This is a genomic window from Xenophilus azovorans DSM 13620, from assembly GCF_000745855.1.
GTDB classification, from domain to species: domain Bacteria; phylum Pseudomonadota; class Gammaproteobacteria; order Burkholderiales; family Burkholderiaceae_C; genus Xenophilus; species Xenophilus azovorans.
Genome location: NZ_KN050766.1, coordinates 401,556 through 423,050 on the forward strand (window position 1 = coordinate 401,556; position 21,495 = coordinate 423,050).

General features: G+C 71.1%; 20 protein-coding genes. 5 read left to right on the forward strand and 15 right to left on the reverse strand.

What is annotated here, in order from left to right; all coding sequences use genetic code 11:
• Window positions 1–5: 5 nt before the first annotated feature.
• From Q392_RS28360 to Q392_RS28375, 4 genes are all read left to right on the forward strand, one after another.
• Window positions 6–1,298 (forward strand): TRAP transporter large permease, encoded by a 1,293-nt coding sequence (locus Q392_RS28360; protein WP_038216697.1) that lies wholly within the window; start codon window positions 6–8, stop codon window positions 1,296–1,298.
• Window positions 1,299–1,465: 167 nt separating this feature from the next.
• A complete protein-coding gene (locus Q392_RS28365) occupies window positions 1,466–3,625 on the forward strand; it encodes a TonB-dependent receptor (RefSeq protein ID WP_051954036.1) in 2,160 nt (719 codons plus the stop codon).
• A 10-nt stretch (window positions 3,626–3,635) separates the two neighbouring features.
• Entirely contained in the window at window positions 3,636–4,817 is a 1,182-nt protein-coding gene (locus tag Q392_RS28370) for a PepSY-associated TM helix domain-containing protein (protein WP_051954037.1), read from the forward strand.
• Window positions 4,814–5,008, forward strand: a complete 195-nt coding sequence (locus Q392_RS28375; RefSeq protein WP_038216699.1) for a hypothetical protein — start codon at window positions 4,814–4,816, stop codon at window positions 5,006–5,008. The genes Q392_RS28370 and Q392_RS28375 overlap by 4 nt, the downstream gene beginning before the upstream one ends.
• Before the next feature lie 66 nt (window positions 5,009–5,074).
• Here Q392_RS28375 and Q392_RS28380 read toward each other — a convergent pair whose 3' ends face one another.
• From Q392_RS28380 to Q392_RS28430, 11 genes are all read right to left on the reverse strand, one after another.
• On the reverse strand, window positions 5,075–5,986 hold the full coding sequence (locus Q392_RS28380) for a LysR substrate-binding domain-containing protein (RefSeq protein WP_157008403.1): 912 nt from the start codon (window positions 5,984–5,986) through the stop codon (window positions 5,075–5,077).
• Window positions 5,983–6,825, reverse strand: coding sequence for an alpha/beta hydrolase (locus tag Q392_RS28385; protein ID WP_038216702.1), 843 nt, complete (start codon window positions 6,823–6,825; stop codon window positions 5,983–5,985). The genes Q392_RS28380 and Q392_RS28385 overlap by 4 nt, the downstream gene beginning before the upstream one ends.
• 38 nt (window positions 6,826–6,863) lie before the next feature.
• Window positions 6,864–7,970, reverse strand: coding sequence for an alcohol dehydrogenase catalytic domain-containing protein (locus Q392_RS28390; protein WP_051954072.1), 1,107 nt, complete (start codon window positions 7,968–7,970; stop codon window positions 6,864–6,866).
• Window positions 7,970–9,184 (reverse strand): NAD(P)/FAD-dependent oxidoreductase, encoded by a 1,215-nt coding sequence (locus Q392_RS28395; RefSeq protein WP_038216704.1) that lies wholly within the window; start codon window positions 9,182–9,184, stop codon window positions 7,970–7,972. The genes Q392_RS28390 and Q392_RS28395 overlap by 1 nt, the downstream gene beginning before the upstream one ends.
• A complete protein-coding gene (locus tag Q392_RS28400; RefSeq protein ID WP_051954039.1) occupies window positions 9,181–10,158 on the reverse strand; it encodes a fatty acid desaturase in 978 nt (325 codons plus the stop codon). Before Q392_RS28400 ends, Q392_RS28395 begins: the two co-directional genes overlap by 4 nt.
• A gap of 166 nt (window positions 10,159–10,324) precedes the next feature.
• Window positions 10,325–11,830 carry a sugar ABC transporter ATP-binding protein gene (locus Q392_RS28405; protein ID WP_038216707.1) on the reverse strand — a complete coding sequence of 502 codons (1,506 nt, stop codon included), beginning with the start codon at window positions 11,828–11,830 and terminating at the stop codon, window positions 10,325–10,327.
• 2 nt (window positions 11,831–11,832) lie between these two features.
• Window positions 11,833–13,392, reverse strand: a complete 1,560-nt coding sequence (locus tag Q392_RS28410; protein WP_038216710.1) for a xylulokinase — start codon at window positions 13,390–13,392, stop codon at window positions 11,833–11,835.
• 31 nt (window positions 13,393–13,423) lie between these two features.
• Window positions 13,424–14,458: an ABC transporter permease gene (locus Q392_RS28415; protein WP_051954040.1), complete on the reverse strand. Its 1,035-nt coding sequence runs from the start codon at window positions 14,456–14,458 to the stop codon at window positions 13,424–13,426.
• Window positions 14,455–15,456 (reverse strand): ABC transporter permease, encoded by a 1,002-nt coding sequence (locus Q392_RS28420; protein ID WP_051954041.1) that lies wholly within the window; start codon window positions 15,454–15,456, stop codon window positions 14,455–14,457. The genes Q392_RS28415 and Q392_RS28420 overlap by 4 nt, the downstream gene beginning before the upstream one ends.
• 41 nt (window positions 15,457–15,497) lie before the next feature.
• Window positions 15,498–16,808 carry a sugar ABC transporter substrate-binding protein gene (locus Q392_RS28425; protein WP_051954042.1) on the reverse strand — a complete coding sequence of 437 codons (1,311 nt, stop codon included), beginning with the start codon at window positions 16,806–16,808 and terminating at the stop codon, window positions 15,498–15,500.
• A gap of 107 nt (window positions 16,809–16,915) precedes the next feature.
• Window positions 16,916–17,245, reverse strand: coding sequence for a non-heme iron oxygenase ferredoxin subunit (locus Q392_RS28430; RefSeq protein WP_038216713.1), 330 nt, complete (start codon window positions 17,243–17,245; stop codon window positions 16,916–16,918).
• A 191-nt stretch (window positions 17,246–17,436) separates the two neighbouring features.
• Between Q392_RS28430 and Q392_RS28435 the strand changes: the two genes are divergently transcribed.
• Window positions 17,437–18,123 carry a TetR/AcrR family transcriptional regulator gene (locus tag Q392_RS28435; protein ID WP_038216716.1) on the forward strand — a complete coding sequence of 229 codons (687 nt, stop codon included), beginning with the start codon at window positions 17,437–17,439 and terminating at the stop codon, window positions 18,121–18,123.
• Between the two features lie 28 nt (window positions 18,124–18,151).
• Here Q392_RS28435 and Q392_RS28440 read toward each other — a convergent pair whose 3' ends face one another.
• Genes Q392_RS28440 through Q392_RS28455 form a run of 4 tightly spaced genes read right to left on the reverse strand, consistent with a single transcriptional unit; the run spans window position 18,152 to window position 21,482 of the window.
• Window positions 18,152–18,772, reverse strand: a complete 621-nt coding sequence (locus tag Q392_RS28440) for an N-carbamoylsarcosine amidohydrolase (RefSeq protein ID WP_038216719.1) — start codon at window positions 18,770–18,772, stop codon at window positions 18,152–18,154.
• Window positions 18,765–19,847 carry a 2,5-dihydroxypyridine 5,6-dioxygenase NicX family protein gene (locus Q392_RS28445; RefSeq protein ID WP_038216722.1) on the reverse strand — a complete coding sequence of 361 codons (1,083 nt, stop codon included), beginning with the start codon at window positions 19,845–19,847 and terminating at the stop codon, window positions 18,765–18,767. Before Q392_RS28445 ends, Q392_RS28440 begins: the two co-directional genes overlap by 8 nt.
• 25 nt (window positions 19,848–19,872) lie before the next feature.
• Window positions 19,873–20,706 (reverse strand): alpha/beta fold hydrolase, encoded by an 834-nt coding sequence (locus tag Q392_RS28450; protein ID WP_038216726.1) that lies wholly within the window; start codon window positions 20,704–20,706, stop codon window positions 19,873–19,875.
• Complete coding sequence (locus Q392_RS28455) at window positions 20,703–21,482, reverse strand: maleate cis-trans isomerase family protein (RefSeq protein ID WP_038217471.1); 780 nt, start codon at window positions 21,480–21,482, stop codon at window positions 20,703–20,705. The genes Q392_RS28450 and Q392_RS28455 overlap by 4 nt, the downstream gene beginning before the upstream one ends.
• Window positions 21,483–21,495: the final 13 nt, after the last annotated feature.

Here is a 21,495-nt window from a genome sequence, read left to right on the forward strand (position 1 = left end):
GCCGCATGAGCTATGACGCCCTCGGCGGCGTGCTGCTGTTCCTGTTCGTCGCCCTGCTCGCCGCCGGCGTCCCGCTGGCCGTGACCCTCGGGCTGGCCGGAACGGCCGTCGTGGTGTCGGCCGACCTCGGCATGCCGTCGGTGCCGATGAACGTGTACAACAGCATCACCAAGTACCCCCTGCTGGCCATCCCGATGTTCGTGCTGGCCGGCGTGGTGTTCGAGCGTGCCGGCATCGCCGGCTCGATGGTGCGCTTCGCCGCCTCGATCGTGGGGCCGCGCCGCGGCGGCCTGGCGGCCACTGCCATCGTGGTGGCCATGATTCTGGGCGGCATCTCCGGCTCGGGCCCGGCGGCCTCCTCGGCAGTGGGCGCGGTGATGATCCCGCAGATGCTCAAGGCAGGCTACCCGCGCGGCTTCGCCGCCAGCGTGGTGGCAGCGGGGGGCTCCACCGACATCCTGATCCCGCCGTCCATCGCCTTCGTGGTCTACAGCATGCTGGTGCCGGCCGCCAGCGTCCCTGCCCTGTTCGCCGCCGGCATGGTGCCGGGCGTCCTGGCCGGCTTGGCGCTGATCGGCGGCGCCGTCTGGCTTGCACGCCGCCACCGCGTGGGCAACGAGGCCGACGATCCGCGGCCGCCCTTCTGGTCCAGCCTGCGCGAGGCGGTATGGGCCTTGATGGCGCCGGTGGTGATCCTCGGCAGCCTGCGCACCGGGGTGGTCACGCCGACGGAAGCCGCCGTGCTGGCCGTTGCCTACGGATTCGTGGTCGGCGTCCTGGTCTACCGGACGCTGACGCTGCGCGTCATGTACGAGGTGCTGGTCGAGGCCTGCCAGATCTCCGCCGTGATCCTGACCATCCTGGCGCTGGCCTCGGTGTTCGCCGTCGCCAGCAATGCGCTGGGCACCTTCGAGCACATGGCGCAGTGGATGGTGTCGTCCGTGTCCTCCGAGGCGCTGATGCTGCTGGTGCTCAACCTCATCATGCTGGTGGCCGGCATGTTCGTGGACGGCATCTCCCTCATCTTCGTGTTCCTGCCGCTGTTCCTGCCCATCATGCAGCACTACCAGTGGGACCCGGTGTGGTTCGGCGTGCTGATGACGCTGAACATCGCGGTGGGCCAGTTCCATCCGCCGGTGGGCCTGAACCTGGTGGTCACCTGCCGGCTCGCCGGCACCTCGATCGAGTCGACCACCTACTGGGCCTTCGCGCTGGTGCTGGCCATGCTCGCGGTGCTGCTGCTGTGCACTTTTGCGCCGCAGGTGGTGCTGTGGCTGCCGCGGGCACTGGGCTATTGACGCCGTGCCCTTCCGGGCAGGGGCAGCCCGAGTTCATTTGGACACGATCTCTTCACGAATTAAATGCAAATCATTATCATGTGCTGTTCATTGAAAGAGGGTTTATGACGCGCAGGGCATTTGGCAACGGACACGGAAAGCGCGCGAGATCGCGCCTGGCGACCGCGATGGAACTGGCGTTCGCCGCCAGCGCGGCGATGTACGGCGGCGCGGCGCTGGCGCAGGCCGCGAACGGCGCGGCGACGGCGCCCGGCGAGCCCGCGGCTGCCGAGACGCTGCCCTCGGTCACCGTCACCGACCACCGCGGCGCCGTGGACGAGGCGCCGCCCCCTGCCCCGGGCGGCCAGGTGGGCAGCGGCGCGCGCATGGGCATCCTGGGCAACGCCCCGGTCATGGACACGCCCTTCAGCGTGACCAGCTACACCGCCCAGGCCATCGAGAACGACCAGGCCCGCTCGGTGGCCGACGTGGTGGCTATGGACCCTTCCGTGCGCATGGCCAGCGCACGCTCCAACATCAACGAGGACATCATCATCCGCGGCTTCCAGGTGCCCAGCGGCGACTTCGCGCTGAACGGCGTGTTCGGCCTGACGCCCTACTGGCGCGCGCCGCTGGAGGCGGTGGAGCGGGTGGAGATCATCAAGGGCCCTTCCGCGGCCCTGTTCGGCATGACGCCGTCCGGCAGCGTCGGCGGCGTGGTCAACCTCGTGCCCAAGCGCACGGGCAGCGAACCGGTCACGCGCATCACGGCCAGCATGTCGTCGAAGTCCGTCCTCGGCGGGCATGTCGACATCGGCCGGCGCTTCGGGCCGGACGACGCCTTCGGCATACGGGTGAACGCGATGCACCGGGAGGGCGACACGCGGATCAGGGGCCAGTCGACGCGCGAGAGCCTGGGCTCCGTCGGGCTGGACTACCGCGGGCGGGCGCTGCGCGCCTCGCTGGACCTGCTGTGGCAGAAGGAGCGCATCGACAACGTGGTGCGCCAGTTCCAGGCGGGCCCGACGCTCACCGCCATCCCCCGCGCGCCGGACAACACCCTGCCCTACCCCGGCTACGGCTGGTCCGACGGGCGCCACGGCTCGGCCCTGGCCAAGGTCGAATACGACATCACCGACCACGTCACCGCCTACGCTGCCTACGGCCGGCGCAAGCTGAACTGGGGCGCGGTGGCGGCCAACCCGGTCATCCTGAACACGGCCGGGGACTATTCGTACTTCGGCGGCTGGCAGCGGATGACGGTGGAAAGCGAGTCGCTGGACGCGGGGCTGCGCGCCGCCTTCTCGACCGGCCCGGTGGGCCACAGCCTCGCGCTCGGCGTCACCCGGCTCGACCTGGAGCAGCAACTGGGCTTCTACACCGGCTTCCCGCCCGGCACGTCCAACCTGTACGCAGGCCTGCTGCCCGTCACCCCCTCGATCGCCGGCATCCACAACCCGCTGCGCCCGATGAACGACAGCAAGCTGAGCAGCGTGGCGCTGGCGGACACCCTGTCGTTCATGAACGACCGGTTGCTGGTGACCCTGGGCCTGCGCCGCCAGAAGGTGGAGGGGCAGAGCTACAACTTCACCACCGGCCTGCCCAGCGGGGCGCGTTACGACGAGAGCGAGACCACGCCCTTCGCCGGCGTCGTGTTCAAGCTGCGACCCGACATCTCGCTCTACGCCAGCTATGTCGAGGGCCTGTCGCAAGGCGAGACCGCGCCCACCAGCGCGGCCATCACCAACCCGGGCGAGGTCCTGCCGCCGTACATCTCCAAGCAGAAGGAGATCGGCGCCAAGTTCGACCTGGACAACCGCATGATGGCGACGGTCAGCCTGTTCGAGCTGACCAAGCCCAGCGCCGGCATCTCCGGCTCGACCTTCGGCGTGTTCGGCGAGCAGCGCAACCGCGGCGTCGAGGCCACCCTGGCCGGCGAGGTCGCGCGCGGCGTGCGCCTGCTGGGCGGCGTCACCTACATGGACGGCAAGATCACCAAGGCCGCGACCGCGCAGCTCGAAGGCAAGAAGCCGATCGGCGTGCCGGAGTGGCAACTGAACCTGGGCGCGGAATGGGACACGCCGTTCGTGCCCGGCCTGACGCTGACGGGGCGCGTGATCCACACCGCCAGCACCGCCGTGAACGCGACCAACACGCTGTCGATCCCGGCCTGGAACCGGATCGACGCCGGGGTGCGCTATGCGATGAAGGTCGGCGGCAAGCCCGTCACCCTGCGCCTGAACGTGGAGAACCTGCTGGACAAGAACTACTGGGGCACCGCGACGGCAGGCTACCTGTTCGTGGGTTCGCCGCGCACCTTCAGCCTGTCGGCCAGCGTCGATCTCTGAGGCGAAGGCGATGTCCACCCGCGCCTGGACCTGGGTCCACAAGTGGAGCAGCCTGGTCTGCACGCTGTTCATGCTGCTGCTGTGCCTGACGGGGCTGCCGCTGATCTTCCACGAGGAGATCGAGCACCTGAGCGGCGTGGTCGAGGCGCCGCCCATGTCCGAGGGCACGCCAAACGCCAGCCTCGACCGGATCGCGCAGGCGGCGCTGGAGCGGCGCCCCGGCGAGGTGATCCGCTACATGTTCTGGGAGCAGGACGAGCACCCCGACATCACCTACGTGTCGATGGCCCGCTCGGTCGACGCGCCGCCGGAGGAGAACAACGCCGTCATCGTCGACTCGCGCACCGCCAGGGTGCTGGACGAGCCGAAGACGAACGAGGGCTTCATGTACGTCATGCTCAAGCTCCACGTGGACATGTTCGCCGGCCTGCCGGGCATGCTGTTCCTGGGCTTCATGGGGCTGCTGATGGTGGTGGCGATCGTGTCGGGCGTGGTGCTCTACCACCCCTTCATGCGGCGGCTGAAGTTCGGCGCGCTGCGCACGCAGCGCAGCGCACGCATCAAGTGGCTCGACTGGCACAACCTGCTGGGCATCGTCACCGTCGTCTGGCTTTGCATCGTCGGCCTGACGGGCACCATCAACACGCTCAACCGCATCATCCTGGGCATCTGGCAGATGGACCAGATGGCCGAGATGACGGCGCCGTACAAGGGCCTGCCGCCGGTCACCCGGCCGGCGCATCTGGAGGCGTCCATCCGCGCCGCGCGCGAGGCCGTGCCCGACATGGAGGTGCGGCTGGTGGCCTTCCCGGGCACGATGTTCTCCAGTCCGCACCACTACACCTTCTTCCTGAGGGGCGGCACGCCGGTCACCTCGCGCCTGCTCAAGCCCGCGCTGGTCGATGCCGGCACCGGCCGGCTCACCGATTCGCGCGACATGCCGTGGTACGTGAAGACGCTGTTCCTGTCGCAGCCGCTGCACTTCGGCGACTACGGCGGCCTGCCGCTGAAACTGCTGTGGGCGCTGCTCGACCTGTTCGCCATCGCCGTGCTGGGCAGCGGGCTGTACCTGTGGCTGCGCAAGCCCAAGGGCGCCACGGCGCCGGACCCCGCTTCCGACGACCTGGCCGACGCGGGCCCGGTGCCGGCCCACGCGCTGCGCCACGGCGGCGCGAGCGAGGTGACGTCGTGAACCGCTCGCCCCGCACGGCCCACCCGCAGTCGGCCGGCGAGGTATTCCGCGTGCCCGTGCTGCTGGGCCTGGCCACGGTCGTCGGCCTGGTGTCGGCACTGCTGGGCGACGGTCCGTGGGATGCGCTGTCCTGGCTCGCCATCCTGGCACCGATCGCCGCGGTGGCCCTGGCCTGGCGGCGGCGCAGCTGAAGCCGCCTTTCGTCGATCGGGCACATCCCCGGGGCGACGGGCAGCCGCGGGACGCTTCCCCACGTCTCAGCGGCCGCGCGCCTGCGCTTCCGCGAGGTCGAGGAAGGCGGCGATCGGCCGCGAGAACTGCCGCGCGCGCAGGCAGATCACGTGGCTTTGCGTGTAGCTCGGGAAGTCCGAGATGCGCAGCGGATGCAGGTCCGGGTGCTCCCGGATCTCGGCCTCCGACACGATGCCGATGCCCAGCCCCTCGCGCACGGCCTCGCGCACCGCTTCGCGCGGCACGTCCATGACCACCAGCGGGCGCACGCCGTGCTCGGCCATCGTCGCCTCGATCGCATCGCGCGTCATCGATCCGGCCTCCCGCATGATCATCGGCTGGCCGTCGAGCTGGCGCAGCTTCACCGATTCGAACTGCGCCCATGGGTGATCGCGGTTCACGAAGATCTGGACCTCGTGGGAGCCGAGGCGCACCGAATAGAGCCGGGGGTCGTCGCCGGGGTTGCCGGTGATCGCGACGTCGGTGACGGCGTCGAGGATCTTGCGCATCACGCCCTGCGAGTTGTCGCTGTCCAGCCGCACCTGGACGAGCGGAAAGGCCTGCCGGAACTGCGACACCAGCTTCATCACGAAGCTGGGGCCCACCGTGCCGACGCGAAGCTGCCCGGCGACCTCGCCGTTGACCGAGCGCAGCAGCTCGACCGCCTGCTCCTCGTGCAGGAAGATCTGCTTGGCGATGGCGAACAGCGCCTCGCCGGTGGTGCTCATCTGCAGGCCCCGCGCCGAGCGCAGGAACAGCTCGACCCCGTAGCGCTCCTCGAGCGCGCGCACCTGCACGGTCAGCGTCGGCTGGCCGACGTGCAGCAGCTTCGCCGCCTTCGTGAAGCTCATCTCCTGCGCCACCGCGTAGAAGGAACGCAGCTGGTTGAAGTTGACGAAGGGCAGGCTGCGTTCGATGTCCCGCTCCACCACTTTCACGACGCCTCCACCGTGGCGCGGGTCCGGGCCAGCAGCGCGCGCATGACGGGCCCGTCCGGGCCGGCCATCTGGCGCAGGATCGAGTAGTGGTCCGCCCCGGGCACGACGAGCATCTGCGCCGCGTCGGCGCCGCCCTCTCCCGCCGACCAGTGCGCCACGTAGCGGCGCGCCTGGTCGTGGAACGCGGGCGTCTCCTCGGCGCCGACGGCGGCGAGGAGCCAGCCGGCGCCCGCGGGCCGCGCCAGGGGGCTCAGCCGGCCGGCGAGTGCATCGTCGATGCCCACGTCCGCGCCGATCGAGGTGCGCGCCAGCGGCGCGAGGTCGAACAGGCCGCTCAGCGCCAGGCAGCCGGCGATCCGATCGCGCCAGTCCGGGTCCGAGGCGAGCATCGCCGCCAGATGGCCGCCGGCCGAATGGCCCGCGACGACGGTGCCGCGCCAGGCCGGCAGCAGCGTGCTGCCCGGCCCGTGCAGCCAGCCCATCGCCGCACGCAGGCTCTGCACGATGTCCGGCATCGGACATTGCGGCGCCAGCGGATAGCCGATCACCGCCACCGAGAAGCCGTGCTGCCGGAGCGCGCCGACGACGAAGGCGTAGTCGTCCTTGCGCTGGCTGCGCCAGTAGCCGCCGTGCACGAAGACCAGCAGCGGGCACCCGTCGCGCCCCGGGAAGAGGTCGATGCATTCGCGCGGGTGCGGGCCGTAGGGCTGGTCCAGCCATGCCGGCGGCTGCGCGCGGGCGGCCGCGCTGGCCGCGGCGATCTCGGCATAGACCGCCGTGCGCGACGGGTACCGATCCGAAAACACATACTGCCGCTCGATCGGCGGATCGATCTCCATCGTGTCGTCTCCTTGCTTGTCTTGTCGTGGCCCCGCAGCTATTCGAAGTGGATGACGCTGCGCAGCGCGCTGCCGTCCTGCATGCGGCGGAAGCCCTCGTCGATGTCGGCCAGGTCGAGCCGGTGCGTGATCAACGGGTCGAGTTCGAGTTTGCCATCCATGTAGAGGTCGACAAAGCGGCCCAGGCCGCTGCGCCCCTTCACGCCGCCGAAGTAACTGCCCTTCAAGGTCCGGCCGTAGCGCACCGCGACCGGCGGCACCGCCATCTCCGCCCCCGCGGGCTCCACGCCGAGCAGCACGCAGGTGCCCCAGCCCACCTGGCACACGTCCAGCGCCTGGCGCATCACGCCGGTGTGGCCGGTGCACTCGAAGGCCACGTCCACGCCGCCCCCGCCGAGCGCGCGGACCTGCTCGGTCACGCGCCCCGGCTCGCGCGAGGCGTCGATGAAGTCGGTCAGCCCGAAGCGCCGCGCCAGAAGCTCCTTCGAGGCATGCAGGTCCACGCCGATGATGCGGCCGGCGCCGGCGATGCGGGCGCCCTGGACGATGTTCACGCCGATGCCGCCGAGCCCGAAGATCACCACCGTGTCGCCCTCGCGCACGTCGTCGAGCGCCGCGCCGACGCCGGTGGTCACGCCGCAGCCGAGCAGGCAGACGCGGTCGAGCGGCGCGTCCTGGCGGATCTTCGCCAGCGCGATCTCGGGCACCACGGTGTAGCGCGAGAAGGTCGAGGTGCCCATGAAGTGGTGCGCCACCTCGCCGCGCCAGCGGAAGCGCGAGGTGCCGTCGGGCATCACGCCGCGGTCGCGCGTGGGCTTGATCGACCAGCAGAGGTTGGTGCGCCGGCTCAGGCACATGCGGCAGGCGCCGCACTCCGGCCCGTAGAGCGGGATCACGTGGTCGCCCACCGCGAGGCCGCGCACCTCGGGGCCGACCTCGACCACGCGGCCCGCGCCCTCGTGGCCGAGGATCGCCGGGTAGACGCAGCTCGCGTTGCTGCCCTCGATCGCGGTCAGGTCGGTGTGGCACAGGCCGCTCGCGGCGATCTCCACCAGCACCTCGCCGGGGCGCGGCGGCGCGACCTCGACCGTGTCGACGACGAAGGGGTTGCCCGGCGCCGTGAGGATGGCGGCTCGGCTCGCGATCACGTGGCCACCGCCTCGGACAGGGCACGCGCACGCGGCACGGGCAGCGCGCCGTCCTCCACCGGCTCGCCGCGCTCGATCAGCTTCATCGCGCGGCGCAGCTCGCGGGCGCAGTCGATGCCGATCGCGCCGCGCAGGCGCGCCGATCCGTCCAGGTAGCAGGCCAGGCGCGGGCCGTCGTCCGGCGTGTCCAGGACGACGCAGCGGTGGCCGTCGTCCGGCCGGCCGGCGATCTGGATGTTGCGGCCGTACTGGTCCGTCCAGAACCAGGGCACCGGCGGGCGCGGCGGCGGCAGGCCCAGGATCGAGGCCGCCGCCGCCTGGGCGCCGTCCTCGGCGTTGCGCCAGGATTCGAGGCGGTGGTCGAGCCCCGCGCCGGCGTCCACGTGCCGGGCCGCGTCGCCGACGGCATGGATCGCCGGGTCGCTGCTGCGGCCCGCGGCATCGACGACGATGCCGTCGCGCACCGCCAGCCCCGCGGCGGCGGCCAGTTCGTCGTTGGCGCATGCGCCGATGCCGACGACGATCGTGTCGACGTCGATGCAGCCGCCATCCGCGAGGCGGATGCGGCCGGGAGCGATGCGCTCGACCGCGTGGCCGAGCAGCACCTGCACGCCCCGCGCGCGGTGCAGCTCGATCTGCTCGAACGCGAAGGCCGCGGGCAGCAGCCGCGCCAGCGGCCGCGGCGCCGCCTCGACCAGCGTCACCTCGGCGCCGAGCGTGCGCGCCGTGGCGGCGAGTTCCAGCCCGATGAACCCCGCGCCGACGATGCCGACGCGCTGCCCCGGCGACAGGCGCGGCGCGAGCCGCAGGGCATCGTCGACGGTGCGCAGGTACAGCAGTTCGGCGCCCGGCTCGACCGGCCCCGGGAACACGCGCGGCCGCGCGCCGGTCGCCAGGACGAGGTGGTCGTAGTCCAGCGTGCTGCCGTCGTCCAGCCGCACCCGGCGCGCCCCGCGCTCGATCGCCACGGCTCGCGCCGAACGGCGCAGTTCGACGCCGAGCTCGCTCCAGCCCGCCTCCTGCATCAGCAGCAGCGATGCGGGCTCGGCGCGGCCGAGCAGCACTTCCTTCGACAGCGGCGGCCGCTCGTAGGGCGGCAGCGCCTCGTCGCCCACGAGCATGACCGGACCGGCATGGCCGAGCCGCCGCAGCGCCTGCGCGGTGCGCCCGCCCGCCTGGCCGGCGCCGACGATGAGCACGCGCCCGTTCACGGCCGCACGGCCTCGCGTTGCCCGCGCCGGCCGCGCAGCACCTGGCCGACGATCTCGCGGTGCACCTGCCAATAGCTCGTCGAAAGGCAGCCCAGGTGCGGCCTCAGCTCGCGGTGCAGGCGGCCGAGCGCATGGAAGGGCACCGACGACGCGACGTGATGCTCCGCGTGGTAGGGCATGTTCCAGTACAGCGTCCTGAACACGGGGTTGGCCAGCGTGGTGCGCGTGTTGGCGAGCAGGTTCGGGCTTTCCTCGGCACCCGTGTGCTCGGCCATGCGGATGGCGCGCAGCACCGGCTCGCCGATGAAGCGCGGGAAGAGCCAGTAGAGCACCGCCGCCCACGAATGCAGCGCGATCGAAGCGGCCGCGACCAGCAGGTACACCAGCACCGCACCCCGGATCTCCCAGCTCACGCGGCGCACGTCGCTGGCCGGGATGAACGACAGCTCCAGCGCGCTGAAGCGCCCCGTCGTCCCGCGCCAGAGGGTGCCCAGCATCTTCGGCCAGAACGAGGCGCCGAGGATCATCGCGAAGTAGGCGCGCATCGAGTCCGGGAAGGGCACGATGTCCGGGTCCAGCGCGTCGTGCTGGGTGTAGGTGTGGTGGGCCGTGTGGCGGTACTTGAAGTACAGGAAGGGCCGCATGCTGATCAGGCCGGCCAGCATGCCGACGGCGGTGTTCAGCCAGCGCGTGCGGAAGGCCGTGCCGTGCGAGCACTCGTGCAGCGGCGCGAACAGCAGCACGATCACCGTGCCGTGCACGAAGGACGCCAGCAGCCAGGTCCACCAGACGTCCTTCGCCAGGTACACGAGCGTGCCGGTGGCCAGCAGCGCCAGCGCGTGGATCGCCAGGTGCGCGAGGCCCGGGCCGTTGCTGCGCTCCCGCAGCGCCTTGAGCGTCTGGCGGGGAATCTTCTCCGGCCCGGTCAGGGACCATTCCTGTGTCCCCATGCGGCCGAACGTGGTGTCGCTCATCGAATGTCTTCCTCAAAGTGGTGGACTCGTCTTCCGGGGCGCCATGGCCCTGCGCGGCGCCTCGCCGGCAGACTGGATCGATGCTAGGAGGCGCGCCCGCCGGCGGCCAATTCATTGTGTGAACGTGCCCATTGATCGGCGGCGCCTCGCCGGCCGCCCTGCCCTGTCAGGCCGCCACGGCGCAGCGGGCGATGGCGTCGGCGTCGAAGGCCGCGCGCTCGAACTCGCCCGTGATCCGGCCGCGGCTCATGACCGCGATGCGGTCGCACAGCCCCATCAGCTCGGGCAGCTCGCTGGAGACCACCAGGATCGCCTTGCCTTCGGCCGAGAGCCCGTGCAGCGCCTCCCAGATGTGCTGCTTGCCGCCGACGTCGACGCCGCGCGTCGGCTCCTCGACGATCCAGACGTCGGCGCCGCGCGCCATCCACTTGCCGAGCACCACCTTCTGCTGGTTGCCGCCCGACAGGTTGACCACGCCGCGGTGCGGCGCCGGCGCCTTGATCCGCAACTGCTCGATCAGCGCCCCGCCCCGGCGCTGCTGCCGCTGCCGGGACACCAGGCCCAGGCGCGAGAGCGGCGCCAGCGTGCCGAGCGTGAGGTTGTCGTACACCGACATGCCGAGCACCAGCCCCTCGGCCTTGCGGTCGGCCGGCAGGTAGGCGATGCCGGCCTCGATGGCATCGCCCACGCCGGCGAAGCGCATCGGCCGCCCGCGCACCCGCAGCTCGCCCTCGTCGGGCGCGTGCAGCCCGAACAGCGTGCGGATCACGCTCTCGCGCTCGCAGCCCATCAGACCCGCGATGCCGACGATCTCGCCGGCATGCACGGCCAGGTCGATGCCGCGGTAGCGGCCGCGCAGCCCGAGGCCCACGGCCTCGATGAGCTTCGCGCCGCGCACCGGCGCCTGGCGCGGCGGGAAGCGCTCGCCCAGCTCGCGCCCCACCATCGCGCGGATCAGCTTCTGCTCGTTCGCCTCGCCGGCGCCGAAGCGCGCGGCGACCCGGCCGTCGCGCAGCACCGTGATGCGGTCGGCGATGCGAAGCACCTCCTCCAGCCGGTGCGAGACGTAGACGATGCCGAGGCCTTCGGCGCGCAGCCGCTCCACCGTCTGCAGCAGCAGCGCGACGTGCTCGTCGGTCAGCGAGGCGGTGGGCTCGTCGAGCACCAGCACCCGCGGCTGGCTGGCCAGCGCCTTGCCGATCTCGACGAGCTGCCGTTCGCTGAGCGACAGCGTCGCGGCGCGCTGCTGCGGCGAGATCCGCGCGCCGAGGCGCTGCAGCAGCTCCGCGCTGCGCCGGTGCATCAGCGCGCCGTCGACGCGGCCGAGCGCGTTGCGCGGCTCCTGGCCGAGGAACAGGTTCTCGGCCACCGTCATGTTCGGGCACAGGGCCAACTCCTGGTGCACCAGCGCGAGGCCGCTGCGGCGCGCCTGCAGCGGGCGGGCCAGCCGGGTCGGCCGCCCGAGCAGGAAGAGCTCGCCCTCGTCGGGCTGCTGCAGGCCGTTGACGATGGCCAGCAGCGTCGACTTGCCGGCGCCGTTCTCGCCCACCAGCGCATGCACCTCGCCGGGCCGCACGTCGAAGCTCACGTCCTGCAGCGCGGCCACGGCGCCGAAGCGCTTGCCGATGCCGCGCACCTCCAGCAGCGGGGTCGCCGCCCCGATGGCCGTCATCGTCAGGCGCCCTGGCCCAGGCGGTAGCGGTCGAGCAGCGCGTGCTGCCGGTCCATCGCGCCCTGCAGGTCCTGGAACACCGCCTGCCACAGCGCGAAGAACTCGGCGTAGCGCTGGTGCATCGCTGCGTCGGGCTCGATGGTCTGCTTGATGGTCGCGATCTGCGGCACCGGCTCGCAGGGGTCACGGTAGATGCCCGCGCCCACGCCGGCGAGGATCGCGTCGCCCAGCGGCGCCGCCTCGTTGACGTCGGGGATGTCCAGCGGCAGGTTCACCACGTTGGCGGTGATCTGGTTCCAGAAGCGGCTCTTGGTCGGGCCGCCGTTGAGGATCAGCCGGTCGAGCTTCACGCCCGCCGACTGGGCGATGCGGACGTTCGAATAGAGGTCGAAGGCCACGCCCTCGACCAGCGCGCGGATGAAGTGCGCCCGCGTGGTGCCGGCGCGCACGCCGAAGAAGGTGCCGCAGGCGTTCGAGTTCCAGTTGGGCGCCAGCGAATTGCCGAGGTACGGCAGGTACAGCAGGCCGTCGGCGTTGGGCGCGACCCGCTCCGCCTCGGCGGTGAACAGGTCGAACACGTTCTGGCCGACGCGTTCGGCCACCTGCCACTCGACGGAGCCGAAGTTGTCGCGGAACCACTTGAGCGAGGCGCCGGTGAAGGCCATCGGGGCATCGAACATCGTGAGGCCGGGCAGCACGTGCGGCCACTTCAGGATGCGGAACTCGTCCACGTCCTGCTCGGTCGGGATCATGATCCCGAGGTTGGAGCCGGTGCCCATCGAATAGTAGGCCTGCCCCGCCTGGGTGACGCCGGCGCCCAGCGCCGCCGAGCTGATGTCGGTGCCGCCCGCAACCACCGGGATGCCGACCGGCAGCCCCGTCTCCTCCGAGGCCAGGCGCGTGATCTCGCCGACCACCTCGTGCGACTGGTAGATGCGCGGGTACTTGTCGATGGGCACGCCGATGGCGTCGGCCACGGTCTCGTTCCAGCGGTACTTCTTGTACTCGTAGGGATAGAACAGGCCGGCGTCGCCGGTGTTGATCGAGAAGGTCCCCGTCATGCGGAAGGTGCAGTACCCCGCGGGCGAGAGGAACTTGTGCGTCGCGTTGAAGACGTGCGGCTGGTGGTTCTTGATCCACAGCGCCTTCGGCTCGATGAACCAGGGCGCGACGCGGTTGCCGTTGATGCGGTTGATCGTGTCTTCCCCCACGCGCTCGCGGATCTCGGTGCACTCGCGCTCGGAACGCGCGTCCATCCAGATCATCGCGTCGCGCAGCGGCCGGCCCGCCTGATCCACCGGCAGCGTCACGCCCACCAGGCCCGAGATCGCCACGCCGCCGATCGCATCGGCGAACTGGCCCTTGTCCAGGCACTGGCGGATCGACGCGACCACCGCCTTCCAGTAGTTGTTCGGGTCCTGCTCGGCCCAGCCCGGCTGCGGGTGGAAGAGCGGGTGCTCGCGCGAACCGGTGGCGACCACCTTGTTCGTCTGCGTGTCCAGCACCACCGCCTTCACGTTGGTGGTGCCGATGTCGATGCCGAGCATCAGGGTGCGGGCCATGTCTTCGTCTCCTTGGATGGGGGTTTTCTCTTCATGCGCCGCGGCGCTGCATCGCCGAGGCCGCCGCGACGGCGGCGATCAGCACGACGCCGATGATCAGGTCCTGGTACCACGCGCTCACATCGTGCAGCGTCAGCAGGTTCAGGCCGGCCGCGAAGACGAACGCGGCGCACAGCGTCCGCCAGGGCGACCCGTGCCCGCCCATCAGGCTGGTGCCGCCGAGCACCGCGATGGCGATCGCGCTGAGCTCGTAGCCGGTGGCCATGGGCGCATCGACCGAGTTGGCGCGCGAGGTCAGGATCAGCCCGGCCAGCGCGGCGCACAGCCCGCTCGCGACGTAGACGGCCACCAGCCACCGGCCCACGCGCACGCCCGCGAAGCGCGCCGTCTTCTCGTCGCCGCCGATGGCGTAGATCCGCTTGCCGGCGAGATGGGCATGCAGCAGCCAGGCGAACACCACGAACACCGCGAGCAGCACGAGCGCCGCCACCGGCACCGGTCCGACCCGGGCCTCGCCGAGCCAGCGGTAGGCGTCGCTGCGCAGGTAGTACGGGCGGCCGTTGGAGAGCACGTAGCTCAGGCCGCGCAGCGCGCTGAGCGTCACCAGCGTCATGATGAACGGCGCGACGCGCCCGCAGGCCACACCCAGCCCGTTGAACAGCCCCACCAGCGCGCCGACGGCCAGCGTCAGCGCCGCCACCGGCGCCACGGGGCCGACGTAGGTGTTGCCGCGGCCCATCATGCGCACGTCGAGCATGCCGCCGGCCACGACCATGATCTCCACCGCGGCGATCACGCTGAAGACCATCGTCGCGCCGACCGACAGGTCGATGCGGCCCGTCAGCATGACGAGGTTCATGCCCAGCGCGAGCAGGCCGAACACCGCCACCTGCCGCAGCAGGTTCGCCATGTTGTCGGCGCTCAGGAAGTACGGCGAGCTGAGCGCGCCGGCAGCCAGCAACGCGACGAGCAGCCACAGCATCGGCTGGCGCAGCACCGCGGCGGCCGCGGAGCCCGCATGCGCGTCGCTGCCGGATTCGGGCCGGGTCAACGGCAGTGCGCTCATGCTTCCCGCTCCTTGCGCTGCAGGCTGTCGGGCAGCACCACGAGCAGGATCACGGCGGCGGTGACGATCTGCTGGACGTAGCTGCTCACGCCGGCGATGTTCAGCGCGTTGTTCACCACGCCGATGATCAGCGCCGCGAGCAGGGTCCCCTCGATGGTGCCGCGCCCGCCGGCGAGCGACACGCCGCCGAGCGTCGCCACCGCGATCACGCTGAGTTCGATGCCGGTGAAGCCGGCCGGCCCGATGTAGGCCAGGCGCGCCGTCTCCAGCAGCCCGGCCAGCGCGGCCGCCACGCCGCTGGCGACGAACACCAGCAGCCGCACGCGGTCGACACGGATGCCCGACAGCCCCGCCGCCGTGGCGTTGCCGCCGACCGCGTACAGCGCGCGGCCGAACCGCGCGTGGCGGGTCAGCACGATCGCCGCCGCGGCGGCGATCGAGAACACCCACACCGGCACCGGGATGCCCAGCACCGCGCCGCGGCCGAACCACAGGTAGCCCGCGCTGCCCTCCGGGTAGATCGCCTGCCCGCCGGACAGGATGTTGGCCAGCGCGCGCAGCACGCCGAGCATGCCCAGGGTGACGATCAGCGAAGGCACGCGCAGCCGGGTCACGAGCAGCCCGTTGACCAGGCCGCACGCCACGCCGGTCGCCAGCACGCCGGCGACGACCAGCGCCACCGAGCCGCTCGGCAGCAGCATGCCGCCGACCACGCCCGAGATCACCGCGACGCCGCCGATCGACAGGTCCAGCTCGCCGGCCAGCAGGACCAGCGCCATGCCGAGCGCCATCACGCCCACCGTCGAGACGGCGAGCAGCACGGTGCGGGCGTTCTCGGCCGTCGCGAACGCCGGCTGGAACACCGAGGCGGCCGCGACGAGCAGGACCAGCAGCGCGACGCGGCCCGCGACGGCATCGAGGCTCAGGCGCTGCCGGGGCGATGCCCCGGCCTGCGCCGCGGCGGCGGGCAGGCGGTCGGCCGGTACGGTGGTTTCCATCCTGGCTTCTTCCGGTGTGGCTGGGTGGAACACGGACCCGCTTACTGTCCGGCCGCGGGCTTGTCCGGGCCGAAGGCGTAGGGCCACTCGTCCGGCGTCAGCGTCTGCACGCCCTCGATCGTCATCTTCGTCTTCGTAATCATCGGCAGGTTGGGCGTGAGGATCAGCTTCGGCGGCGCCTCCTTCAGCAGGCCGGCCTTGAAGCCGATGTGGCGGATGACCGCGCGCACGCCGAGGTCGCCGATCAGCGGCGTGTAGGGCGCCACCATGTCGATGTTGCCGGCCTTGACCTCGCGCATGATCTCCTTGGAATCGTCGTCCGCGACGATCACGATCTTCTTGCCGCCGGGCGCGCTGTTCAGGCGCTTGGCCTCGCGGATGGCGTCGAGCGCGCCCATCGCCTCCTCGCCGCCCGCCGTGTAGACCGCGCTGACCTCCTTGAAGGCCTGCATCGCGTCGGCCGTGGTCTTGAAGGTCAGCGTGCGGTCGCTGTTGACGTGGTAGGAGCCCAGGATCTTGTAGCCGGGGCTGCCGCCGATCACCTGCAGGAAGCCGCCGGCGCGGATCGAGTCGGCGGTGCTGCCCAGGTCCTTGCGCGTCAGCACCAGGTTGCCCTGCCCCTTCAGCACCTCGTTCAGGTACATGCCCTGCTGCACGCCGTTGGCGTAGAAGTTGCCCGTGACCTCGGAGCTGACCTTGTCGGAGGAGGTGCGGCGGTCGACGCTCACCACCGGGATGCCGGCCGCGATCGCGCGGTCCACCGGCGGCCCCATCGGCGCCTCGCGCTGCGGCCACAGGACGATGCCGTCGTACTTCTTGGTGACCCAGGTGTCGATGACCTGCGCCATCTTGTTGTCGTCGTACTGGGCGTCGATGACGTCGATCTGCACGTTGGGGTGGCGCGCGGCCTCCCACGCGGCGGTGTCGGCGAGACTGACCAGCCACGAGTGGTTGAAGCCGTGGAAGACGAAGCCGATGCGGTAGGTCTTCTTCGGATCGAGCACCGGGCCGTCCGGCAGCGGCAGGTAGTCGGTGAACGGTGCCTTGATCGGCAGCTTGCTGTAGGGCCCGACGAAGGAAGCGCCCATGCCGGGCTTCCACACGAAGCCGTCGGCGAGCTTGCCCACCGGGTAGGCCTCGAGCTCCTGCGCGAAGCCGTCCTTGGCGAAGATGGCCTTGACGGCGGGATTGGTCATCGACTTCTCGTCGACCTTCGCGTACTTGGCGATCACCGTGTTGAGCTGCTCGTGCACGGAAGTCTGCGCGGCTGCGCCGGCCGCCACGCCGGCCAGGGCGGCGGCGGACAACGCATGGACGAGGCTGGCCATGCGCACCATGGGCTTGAGGTTCATTCTTGTCTCCGGTTGATGGGCTTGCATTCACGCCGCCGCGAAGATGCGGCGGCGCACGCTCGGGAAAGGCCGGGCCGCGCCCGGCCGCAGGCTGGGGCCTGTTAACGCTATGCGTCGAGCGCGATCAGCACCTGTCCGTCCTCGATGCGCAACGGATAGGTCTTCAGGTCCTCCGTCACGGGCGGCGACATGGCGCGGCCGGTGGGGATGTGGAACAGGCCCTGGTGCAGCGGGCACTCGACCGTGTCGCCGTCGACGTAGCCGTCCGACAGGTGGGCGTGGGCGTGCGTGCAGATGTCGGCCGTCGCGTACAGCCGGCCGTCGAGGTTGAAGAGCGCGATGCACCGGTCCTCCACCTCGCAGCGACGCACGTCAGACGGCTCCACGTCACCTGTGCGCGCGATCGCGATCCAGCGTTGGGTCTCCGGCTTCGACATGTGTCTCCATGCATTGATTGATGCGATGGACCGATCGTAGGAAGCCGCATCGGCGGGGTCGATTTCATTGTTTCAATGCCCGCATTGACACGGCCGCGAAAGATCGAGGGTTTCTACCCATGCTGGTGCCCGGCCGCCCGCTGCCGTGGGGCAGCCATATACTCGTTGTTATTGGTCAACCGATTAATTTCATGGCGACGACGACGGACACTCCCAACCGCGCAACGCGCGTCAAGCAAAGAGGACCGGGCCGGCCGGGGGGAACGAGCGCCGTCCGCGACGAGATCATGGACGCCGCCGAGGCGCAGTTCGCGGAGCTGGGCTATGCCGGCACCACGCTGCGCGAGGTCGCCGCGGCCACCAACGTGACGCAGGCGCTGATCAGCTACTACTTCGGCTCGAAGTACGGGCTGTTCGAGGAAACCTTCCTGCGCCGCGGCCAGGTCATCTCGCGTCAGCGGACCGAGCTGCTGGAGGCGCTGCTGGCCCGCAAGGGCAAGCCCACGGTGCGCGAGATCGTGCACGCCTTCCTCTCGCCCACGCTGGCCCTGCGCTCCACGCCGCAGGGCCGGGCCTTCCTGCGCCTGCAGGCCCGGCTGCACACCGAGCCGCCGGAGATCTCGTACAAGCTGCGCACGCACGCCTACGGCTCGTCGACGCAGCGCTACGTGGATGCCTTCCGGCTGGCGCTGCCGCAACTGGGCGAGCTGGACGCCTACTGGCGCGTGACGCTGATGGTCGGCACCTACCTCTACGCCTTCTCGGACACGCATCGCATGGAGGAGATGACGCCCAAGGGGCTGTACGACCCCGAGGACACCGAGGCGCTGATCGACCAGGTGAGCCGCTTCGTGGTGGGCGGCTTCCAGGCGCGCTGAGGCACCCTCCCCGCCCCCTGCCGCGCAGCTAGGCGGGCAGCAGCCCGCGCAGCGCCTCCAGGCCCAGCACGTCCGCGTACTTCTGCCGCATGTCGAACAGGCTGGCCTCGTGCGGGCCGATGGCGCGGTCGCCCACGCAGTCCTCCACCACCACCGGGCGGAAGCCCCAGCACATGGCGTCGACCACGCTGGCGCGCACGCAGCCGCTGGTGACGCAGCCCGCCACCAGCAGCGTGCGCACGCCGCGCTGCGTGAGCCAGGGCGCCAGGTCGGTGCCGAAGAAGGCCGAGGGCACGTTCTTGCGCACCACCCGCTCGCCCGCCGCGGGCGCGAGCGCATCGACGATGGCGCTCGCGGGCGAATGCTCCTTCAGGCCCAGCATGCCGGGCACCTTGGCGCTGAAGATGTTGGCGTCGCTGTCGTCGTCGGCGTAGACGATGCGGCTGTGCGCCACCGGCCACCCGCGCTCGCGCGCGGTCGCCAGCAGGCCCACGGTGCGGTCGATCGCGGCCGGGATGTTGCCGCCGCCGAAGGTGCCGGGGTCGGTGAAGCCGTTCACGAAGTCCACGACCAGGAGGCCGATGGGCGGCTGCACGCCCAGCCCGGCGCCGAAGCCCTGGCGCCGGTAGACCTGCGACTCGTCACGCATGGGCGGGCTCCTCCTGCGCCGGCGCCTTCTGCGGCTGCATCAGCGACTCCACCACCTTGCCGTCGTTCACCACCTGCAGGCCGTCGACGAAGACGTTGCAACGCCGCATCGGGATGTCGATGTGGCACGCCGTGGTGCGGCTGCCGCCGGCCTCGTTGTTGGGGCCGAGCGAGAACAGGAAGTTGCCGCTGACGGCGCGCGCGTCCATGCCCAGCGTGGCCTCGCGGTCGTACAGGCCGAGGGTGGACCAGAAGGCGCGCTTCTGCAGGCCCCAGCCCACGTGCGAGATGGCATAGGCCTCGGGGTCGGCGAAGGACTCGATGTACTCGCGCAGCAGCTCGGCCTCGGCGTCGCCCTCGATGGCGGTGACGAAGCCGTCCTTCACCGTGAGCGTGATGGGCTCGCCCACGTAGTTCTTCATCGGCAGCAGCACGTCGCCCTTGGCCAGCACGATGCGGCCCTGCGCCCCGCCCTCGTTCGGCCAGGTGAAGGCGAAACCGCTGGGCCAGTGGTCCCATCGGCCCGGCTGGTCGACGAAGCCGTACTCGGCCGTCACCGGGTACTCGCCCAGCGGCAGGCGCAGGTCGGTGCCGGCGGCGGAGGTCACGTGCATCTCGCGCCTGCCCTCGAGCAGCGCGACGCCGGCCTGCACGCGGTGATAGTCCTCCATGGTGGGCACCATGCGCGCCAGCACCTCGGGCGGCTCCATCGCCAGCAGGATCCTGGTGCCGGAGGCCAGGATCTCGTGCTGCTCGGGCGAGAACAGCAGCGTCATCAGGTCCAGCACCAGGTCGCTGGCCTTGAGCGCCGCGATGGCGGCGCGGTTGCCGGTGAGCGGCGTGGTGCCCAGGTAGGCGAGCGTGTCGCGGCTGAGCGCCTTCTCGCCGTTGACCGGCGGCAGGTCCAGCCGGCTCACGCAGGCGCCCATCATGGTGGCGGCGGTGATCGCGCAGCGCAGCGTCTGCGGGTGCGTGTGGTCGCTGGTCAGCACGGTGACGGCGTCGCCGGCCTCGAGCCTGGACAGCGTGAGCACCTGGGTCCAGGCGCGGATCAGTTCGGTATCGCAGATGGCCATGGCAAAAATCTCCAGCGTGACGGGTTCAGGTCAGGGGGGCGCCGAGGAAGTCGCCGAAGGCCCGGTAGAAGCCCTCCTCGTTGTCCCAGGGAATCATGTGGCCGGCGCCGGCCACGCGGTGCTCGTGCAGGCCGGGCACCAGGGCGCGGATCTCGCGCACGTCCTCCTCGCGGACCACATCGCCGCGCTCGGCGCTCATCAGCATCAGCGGCACCGCGATGCGCGGCAGGTCGGCATGGATGTCGTCCGTCTGGAAGGCATCGAAGCTGGTGACGATGGCGCGTTCGTCGCAGGTGTGCAGCCACTGGGCGCGCAGGCGCAGTTGCGCCTCGGTCCAGGTGGGGCAGAACGCGCGCATCTGCTCCAGGCTGATGCCGCGGCGGGCCTGGCGGATCGAGTCCACGTACCACGGCAGTTGTGCCGGGTAGGGGCGGCGGCCCGGGCCGGAGACCGGCGGGTCGACCGCCACCAGCCGGGTCAGGCCGGCCGGCTGCCTCGATGCCGCGCGGATCGCGATGCGCCCGCCCATCGAGTGGCCGACGAAGGCGTAGCGGTGAAGGCCCAGCGCGCCGGCGAAGGCGTTGAGGTCGGCTGCCTGCGCGTCGAGGCTGTAGTCCAGCGCGTCGGAGGCCTCGCTCAGCCCGCGGCCGCGGATGTCGAGCACGTAGGTGTCGAAGTGGCGCCCGAAGCGCTCGGCCACGAAGCCCCAGGTGACCGCCGGGCTGGTGATGCCCGGGATCAGGACGATGGCGTCGCGGCCCGGCACCGCCGCCTCGCCGGGGCAGAAGCGCAGGTAGTGCTGGCGGATACCGTTGGCATGCACGTGCGCGCCGTAGAGGAAAGTGCTGGCACCGCTCATGCCGTGCCTCCTTTCTTCGGATACGCGCCCGACAGCAGTGCGCCGGCGCCTGGCACCACCGGCTCGAGCCCCAGGGCGGTGAGCATGGCGTAGGTGGTGGCCACCGCCGCGGTGACGACCGGCTTGCCGGTGGCCGCCTCGACCTGCGCGATGGCCGGCAGCGAGGGCATCTGCACGCAGGCCGACAGCACGATGGCGTCCACGTCGCCGGTCTTCATCCCGGCGACGATGCCGGGCAGCTTCGCCGGGTCGTGGCGGCCGACCTCCAGGTTGTCGGGGATCTCCAGCGCGCGCCAGTCGGCCACCTCGAAGCCCTCGTGCTCGATGTAGTCGATCACCAGCCGGGTCAGCGGCACCATGTAGGGCGCCACCAGCGCGATGCGCTTCACGCCCATCGCCTTGAGCGCATCGACCAGCGCGCCGGCGCTGGTGATGACCGGCGCCTCGCCCTGGTTGCCCGCGGTGGCGGCGCTCAGGCGCGACTGCGACTGGCGGTGGTAGCCCCGGCCCATGGCCATGATGGCCACCAGGCAGGCGTAGCCCAGCACGTCCACGCGCGCGTCGCTCAGTTCCAGCGCGCAGCGGTCGGACTCGGCGTCCATCGCCGCCAGCTCCTCCTTGTTGACGTGCTTCATGCGCATGCGCGCCGAGTGGAAGGTGAAGCGCTCGGGCCGCACCTGCTCGCGCAGGCGCAGCATGGCGGGAATCTCGGTCTCCATCGTCGTGTTGGAACTGGGCACGATCTGCCCGATGCGGAAGTAGGTCCTGCTCGTCATGTCCATGCTCCCG

Coding starts and splice junctions, on each gene's coding strand:
- Q392_RS28360 (WP_038216697.1), top strand. CDS start 6: ATGAGCTATGACGCCCTCGGCGGCGTGCTGCTGTTCCTGTTCGTCGCC.
- Q392_RS28365 (WP_051954036.1), top strand. CDS start 1,466: ATGGAACTGGCGTTCGCCGCCAGCGCGGCGATGTACGGCGGCGCGGCG.
- Q392_RS28370 (WP_051954037.1), top strand. CDS start 3,636: ATGTCCACCCGCGCCTGGACCTGGGTCCACAAGTGGAGCAGCCTGGTC.
- Q392_RS28385 (WP_038216702.1), bottom strand. CDS start 6,825: ATGGAGATCGATCCGCCGATCGAGCGGCAGTATGTGTTTTCGGATCGG.
- Q392_RS28400 (WP_051954039.1), bottom strand. CDS start 10,158: ATGAGCGACACCACGTTCGGCCGCATGGGGACACAGGAATGGTCCCTG.
- Q392_RS28405 (WP_038216707.1), bottom strand. CDS start 11,830: ATGACGGCCATCGGGGCGGCGACCCCGCTGCTGGAGGTGCGCGGCATC.
- Q392_RS28410 (WP_038216710.1), bottom strand. CDS start 13,392: ATGGCCCGCACCCTGATGCTCGGCATCGACATCGGCACCACCAACGTG.
- Q392_RS28415 (WP_051954040.1), bottom strand. CDS start 14,458: ATGAGCGCACTGCCGTTGACCCGGCCCGAATCCGGCAGCGACGCGCAT.
- Q392_RS28420 (WP_051954041.1), bottom strand. CDS start 15,456: ATGGAAACCACCGTACCGGCCGACCGCCTGCCCGCCGCCGCGGCGCAG.
- Q392_RS28425 (WP_051954042.1), bottom strand. CDS start 16,808: ATGAACCTCAAGCCCATGGTGCGCATGGCCAGCCTCGTCCATGCGTTG.
- Q392_RS28430 (WP_038216713.1), bottom strand. CDS start 17,245: ATGTCGAAGCCGGAGACCCAACGCTGGATCGCGATCGCGCGCACAGGT.
- Q392_RS28435 (WP_038216716.1), top strand. CDS start 17,437: ATGGCGACGACGACGGACACTCCCAACCGCGCAACGCGCGTCAAGCAA.
- Q392_RS28440 (WP_038216719.1), bottom strand. CDS start 18,772: ATGCGTGACGAGTCGCAGGTCTACCGGCGCCAGGGCTTCGGCGCCGGG.
- Q392_RS28445 (WP_038216722.1), bottom strand. CDS start 19,847: ATGGCCATCTGCGATACCGAACTGATCCGCGCCTGGACCCAGGTGCTC.
- Q392_RS28450 (WP_038216726.1), bottom strand. CDS start 20,706: ATGAGCGGTGCCAGCACTTTCCTCTACGGCGCGCACGTGCATGCCAAC.
- Q392_RS28455 (WP_038217471.1), bottom strand. CDS start 21,482: ATGACGAGCAGGACCTACTTCCGCATCGGGCAGATCGTGCCCAGTTCC.